General features: G+C 72.5%; 4 protein-coding genes and 1 pseudogene. All 5 read left to right on the top strand.

The window, feature by feature from the left end; genetic code table 11:
• Positions 1–196, top strand: a pseudogene (locus Q0L15_RS14705) (carbon monoxide dehydrogenase); the annotation flags it as partial.
• Entirely contained in the window at positions 193–1,602 is a 1,410-nt protein-coding gene (locus Q0L15_RS14700) for an amidase (RefSeq protein ID WP_296605200.1), read from the top strand. The pseudogene Q0L15_RS14705 and the gene Q0L15_RS14700, both read left to right, overlap by 4 nt.
• Before the next feature lie 882 nt (positions 1,603–2,484).
• A complete protein-coding gene (locus tag Q0L15_RS14695) occupies positions 2,485–3,171 on the top strand; it encodes a 1-acyl-sn-glycerol-3-phosphate acyltransferase (protein WP_296605199.1) in 687 nt (228 codons plus the stop codon).
• Positions 3,172–3,259: 88 nt separating this feature from the next.
• A complete protein-coding gene (locus Q0L15_RS14690; protein WP_296605198.1) occupies positions 3,260–4,498 on the top strand; it encodes an amidohydrolase family protein in 1,239 nt (412 codons plus the stop codon).
• Positions 4,495–5,820 (top strand): hydantoinase/oxoprolinase family protein (locus Q0L15_RS14685; RefSeq protein ID WP_296605197.1); only part of this gene is annotated, 1,326 nt, incomplete at its 3' end. The genes Q0L15_RS14690 and Q0L15_RS14685, both read left to right, overlap by 4 nt.

Raw genomic sequence — 5,820 nt, 5'->3', positions numbered from 1 at the left:
CGCGCAGGGCGGGGCGCCGGCGGCCGCTGCCACCGGGGTGGCCGCCCCGGCCGCTCCTGCCTCGGCCGGCGCGGTCTTCACCGCGCCCGCCAAGGCCGGCATCGCCTCGCGCGACGACTTCGCCAAGGGCATCGCGGTGGGCGCCGGCCTGGTGCTGCTGGGCGTCGTCGTGGGCCGGCTGTTCGGGCGGCGATGAGCGATCTCTCGGTCGAGTCGACCGCGCGCGAGCAGGTCGCCGCCGTACGCCGCCGCGAGATCTCGGCGCGCGAGCTGCTCGACCTCCATCTCGAGCGGATCGCCGCGCGCAACCCCCAGCTGAACGCGATCGTCTCGCTCGACGAGGAGCGCGCCCGCGCGGGCGCGGCGGCCGCCGACGACGCCCTCGCACACGGGGACGAGGTCGGTCCGCTGCACGGCCTGCCGTTCGCGTTCAAGGACACCCACGCCGTCGCGGGGTGGCGCACGACTTACGGCTCGTCGCTGTACGCCGAGCACGTGCCCGACGCCGACGAGCTCATCGTCGAGCGGGTACGCCGGGCCGGGGTGGTCGTGATCGGCAAGACCAACGTCCCGGAGTTCGCCGCCGGGTCGCACACGTTCAACCGGGTCTTCGGCACCACGCTCAACCCCGTGGACCCGAGCCGGTCCGCGGGCGGGTCGAGCGGGGGAGCGGCGTGCGCCCTGGCCGCCGGCATGGTGCCGCTGGCCGACGGCTCCGACATGGGCGGGTCGCTGCGCAACCCGGCGTCGTTCTGCGGCGTCGTGGGCCTGCGCCCCTCGCTCGGCCGGGTGCCGGAGTGGCCGCTCTACAACCAGTGGGAGACCACCTCGGTCGGCGGTCCGATGGCACGGACCGTCGGAGACGTCGCCCTGCTGCTCTCGGTCATGGCGGGCCCCGACCCGCGCGCCCCCCAGGCGTTGGGCGACCCCGGCTCGGTCTTCGCCGCGCCGCTGGAGGGTTCGCTGGCCGGGCTGCGCCTGGCCGTCTCGACGGACCTCGGTGGTGCGTTCGAGGTCGACCGTGAGGTCGCCGCGATCGTGGGGTCCTCCGCTGCCACGTTCGACGCCGCGGGGGCGAGCGTCAGCCGCACCCACCCCGACCTGCACGAGGCCGACGACACCTTCCGCACCCTGCGCGCCTGGCACCTGCACGCCAAGCTCGGGGCTCTCCTGGCCGAGCACCCGGGGGAGCTGAAGCAGTCGCTGGCCGACAACATCCGGCTGGGCGAGGGCCTCACCGGCGCCGACGTGGCGCGCGCCTACACCCAGCGCACGACGCTGGCCGAGCGGATGCGGGAGTTCTTCGGAGCCGGTGAGGGCGGTCACGACCTGCTGGTGATGCCCGTCTCCCAGGTGCCGCCGTTCCCGGCGGACCAGGAGTTCCCCCACGCGATCAACGGCCGGCCGATGGAGACCTACCTCGACTGGATGCGGGCGGCGTACCTCATCACGGTCACCGGCTGCCCCGCGATCTCGGTGCCGTTCGGCCACACCGCCGACGGGCTCCCGGTCGGGCTGCAGCTGGTCGCCGCGCACGGCCGGGACCGGTTCCTGCTCGAGGCTGCCGCGGCCCTCGAGGCGCACCTGCTCAGCGGGAGCTGAGGACGGTCTGGACCGGGAGCCGGAGATATCCACAGGCTGCGGGCAAACCTGTGGGTTTCGGGCCCCCTGCCTGTGGAACGCCGGGACCGAACCTGTGGAGCAACCAGGGTCTTCCGGTAGAACCATCGGAATGTTCCCGAACCCTCTTGCGCGCGGCTCGGCGCGGGGCATAGAACTCTCTCACGCACCCCGGAGACGGGGAGCGGGACAGCTCGAAGACGAGGGTCCGAACGACGCGGGGCGGCTTGCCGGCCCGTGGCGCAGCGGCTGGGTGACGCGGTCGCTGGGATCTCCGACGACGAGCTGCCGACCGGGAGCGTCACCGGTACCGGTCACCGGAAGGGCCCCTTGCGACTCATACTCGCGAGGGGCCCTTCGCCATGTCCCGACCCGCACCGCCGACTCGGCGCGTCTGCAGGTGTGGCGTCTGCAGTAGCGCCGACCCGGCCCGTCCTGGTGCTGCGGTTGCGCCGACTCGGCGAGGAGCGAATCCCGGTCAACTGTGGGGATCTGGGCGTTTTCTGTGGATGAACCACGCCGCCTCTGTGGATGACTCACCCAATATCGGTGGAACCAGGAGAATGTTCGGCAAACCCCTTGCGCCGTGCCGGTGAGCGGGCATAGAACTCTCTCACGCACTCCCGCAAGGGAGAGCGGGACAGCTCGGAGACGAGGGTCCACACGGAGCCGCACCAGCTTGCTGGAGTGGCACCGCGGCGGCTGGGTGACGAGGCCGCTGGGACTCAGAGTCGAGGAGCTGCCGATCGGGAGCGTCACCAGTACCGATCACCCGAAGGGCCCTTGGAACTCATACTTCCGAGGGCCCTTCACCCATTTCGGCCGCGAGTCGGCGGACCAGTCGGTAACCGCCACACTGGTGCCGTGGCGCCCCCCAGACCCAGCATGTACGCCGTCCTGCACACGGTCGTCCCACCGGTCGCCCAGGCGATCTGGCGGCCGACGGTGAGCGGCCTCGAGAACATCCCCCGCACCGGCCCGGTGATCCTGGCCAGCAACCACCTCAGCTTCGCCGACTCGCTGGTGATCCCGATCGTGGCGCCACGCAAGGTCGTGTTCCTCGCCAAGTCCGACTACTTCGCCGGCGGCGGCCTCAAGGGCCGCGCCCAGAAGGCGTGGTTCGAGGGCATGGGCATGCTCCCGGTCGACCGCGACGACACCAAGGCCGCGCTGGCCAGCCTCGACACCGCGATGTCGGTGCTCGGTCGGGGCGAGGCGTTCGGCATCTACCCCGAGGGCACCCGCTCGCGCGACGGCCGGCTCTACCGCGGGCGCACCGGGGTCGCCCACCTCGCGCTCAGCGCCGGCGCCCCCGTCGTACCCGTCGGCCTCACCGGCACCGAGCGGCTCCAGCCGGTCGGCGCCCGCCTGCCGCGGATCGTGCCGGTCACGGTTCGCTTCGGCGCCCCGATCGAGGTCGCCGGGAGGTACGACGGCGTGCCGGCCGGGAAGGCCCGGCGCGAGGTCACCGACGAGATCATGGCCGCGATCCAGGCCCTGACCGGGCAGGAGCCGGCCGGGGTCTACAACGACAGGGCGCCCGACGCCTGACACTGCTGTCAGCAGTTGCCGGAGGACGGCCGCCTCGTCGGCAATCTCTGCCGTGGTCCGCACCGCCGCCGGCCGGTTGAATCGAGCCGTGCCCACCCACCAGATCGTCGTTGCGGACGCAACGCTGCGCGCCCGACCCGGGCGCTGGAACATCGGCGTCGACGGCCCCGTGATCACCGCCGTCAGCCAGGACCGCCTGAGCGGCGACACGGAGATCGACGCGGCCGGCGGGCTGGTCACCGAGAGCTTCGTCAACGGCCACATGCACCTGGACAAGGTGCACACGCTGGACCGGATCGGCGACGCGGCGCTCACGGCGTACACCGCCGGCGACATGGGCTCGGCGCTGCACTCGATCGAGCTCGCGAGCGCCGTGAAGGCCGACTACGACCGCGCCTGGATCGAGCCCAACGCGCGCCGGGCGGTGCTCCAGGCGGTGCGGCACGGCGTGCGGCACGTGCTCGCCTTCGCCGACGTCGACACCAAGGCGCGGCTGGAGGGCGTCATCCCCCTGCTGAGCCTGCGCGAGGAGTTCCGCGGGGTGGTCGACCTGCAGGTCGTGGCGTTCCCGCAGGACGGACTGCTGTGCGACCCCGGAGCCGAGGACCTCGTGCGCGAGGCCGTGGAGCTCGGCGCCGACGTCGTCGGCGGCATCCCGTGGATCGAGCACACCGATGCCGAGGCCCGTGAGCACGTCGATCGGATGTGCGCGATCGCCGCCGCCCACGGGCGCCGGGTCGCGATGCTCGTCGACGACGCGGGAGACGCGAGCCTGCGGACCACGCAGATGCTCGCGACCGCGATGATCGAGCACGGCCTGGAGGGTCGTGGGGTCGCGAACCACGCCCGGGCGGTGGGCCTCTACGCCCGTCCGAGCCTGGAGCGGCTGGCCGGCCTGGCACGGCGCGCCGGCCTCGGGTTCGTCAGCGACCCGCACACGGGTCCGCTGCACCTGCCGGTCCGCGAGCTCACCGCGATGGGGCTGCCCGTGGCGCTCGGCCAGGACGACATCGAGGATGCGTACTACCCCTTCGGCCGGCACAACATGACCGAGATCGCGTTCCTCGCCGCCCACGCGCTCGAGGCGGTCGACACCGCCGGCATCGACCTCGTGTACGACGCCGTCACGACCACCGCCGCGCGCGTGCTCGGGGTGACCGGCCACGTCCTCGAGGAGGGCGGCCGCGCTGACCTCGTGGTGCACCGACACCCGACGCTGCGCGAGGTTCTCGCCCACCACGAGGCGCCGGCGTACGTCGTCGCGTCGGGCAGGTTGGTGGCGACCTCGATCCAGTCCACGACGTTCCACCTGGAAGGACCCGCATGAGTCGCCGCATCCGGATCGGCATCGACACCGGCGGGACGTTCACCGACGTCGTCGCCTTCGACGAGGAGTCGGGGGAGCTGGTCACCACCAAGACCCCCTCCACCCCGAGCAACCCGGCCGACGGGTTCCTCGCCGGCATCGACAAGGTCCTCGGGCTGCTCGGCGCCGGCGGCGCCGACATCGACGCGGTCAGCCACGGCACGACGGTGGCGACCAACCAGTTGCTCGAGGGCAAGGTCGACCGGCTCGGGTTCATCACGAACACCGGCTACGAGGCGATGCTCGAGATCGCCCGCCAGTCGGTGCCCGACGGCTACGGCAACTCCTACTTCTGGGTCAAGCCCGACCGGATCGTCTCGCGCGAGCACGTCCGGGGCGTCGAGGGCCGGCTCGACGTGAACGGCGAGGAGGTGCGCCCCTTCGACGCGGACGGCGCCCGCGCCGTGGCCCGCTGGTTCCGCGACCGCGGCATCACCACGCTCGGCGTGTGCTTCCTGCACGCCTACGCCAACCCGGTGCACGAGGAGCGGATGCGCGCCGTGCTCGCCGAGGAGCACCCCGACGCCGTCGTGTCGCTCTCCAGCGAGGTGCTGCGCGAGTACCGCGAGTACGAGCGCGCGATGACCACGCTGGTCGACGCGGCCGTCAAGCCGCGGCTCTCGGCGTACGTCACGAACATCAAGAACCGCCTCGAGGCGCTCGACAGCCGGACGATCCCGTTCTACGTGATGAAGTCCAACGGCGGCGTGCTCTCGGCCGACGAGGTCGTGCACCAACCGATCACCACCGTGCTCAGCGGCCCGGCCGCCGGCGCGCTCGGCGCCGCGCTGATCGCCAAGGTCGCCGGCTTCGACAAGGTGCTCACCTCCGACGGCGGCGGTACGTCGACCGACGTCAGCGTGGTGATCGACGGCGAGCCGACGCTGACCACCGAGGGGTCGGTCGGGGCGTTCCCCTCCAAGATCCCGATGATCGACGTGGTCACCGTGGGTGCCGGCGGCGGCTCGATCGCCTGGCTCAGCCCCGAGGGGACGCTCAAGGTCGGCCCCCAGTCGGCGGGCGCCGATCCGGGCCCGATCTGCTACGGCAAGGGCGGCACCGAGGTCACGATCACCGACGCCCACGTGTTCCTCGGCCGCATCCCACCCCACCTCCTCGGGGGCGAGATCCCGCTCGACGTCGATGCTGCCCGCGCCGGCATCGAGGCACTCGCGACGCAGCTCGGCCTCAGCCCCGAGGCCTGCGCCACCGGCATCCTGGAGATCTCGGCGTGGAACCAGGCCAACGCGCTGCGCCAGGTCACCGTCAAGCGCGGCCTCGAC

Origin of the sequence: Nocardioides sp. (assembly GCF_024509035.1) — a bacterium.
Lineage (GTDB): Bacteria > Actinomycetota > Actinomycetes > Propionibacteriales > Nocardioidaceae > Nocardioides.
Note: the sequence above shows the minus strand (reverse complement) of the source record. Positions and strands in the feature narration are given on the sequence as shown.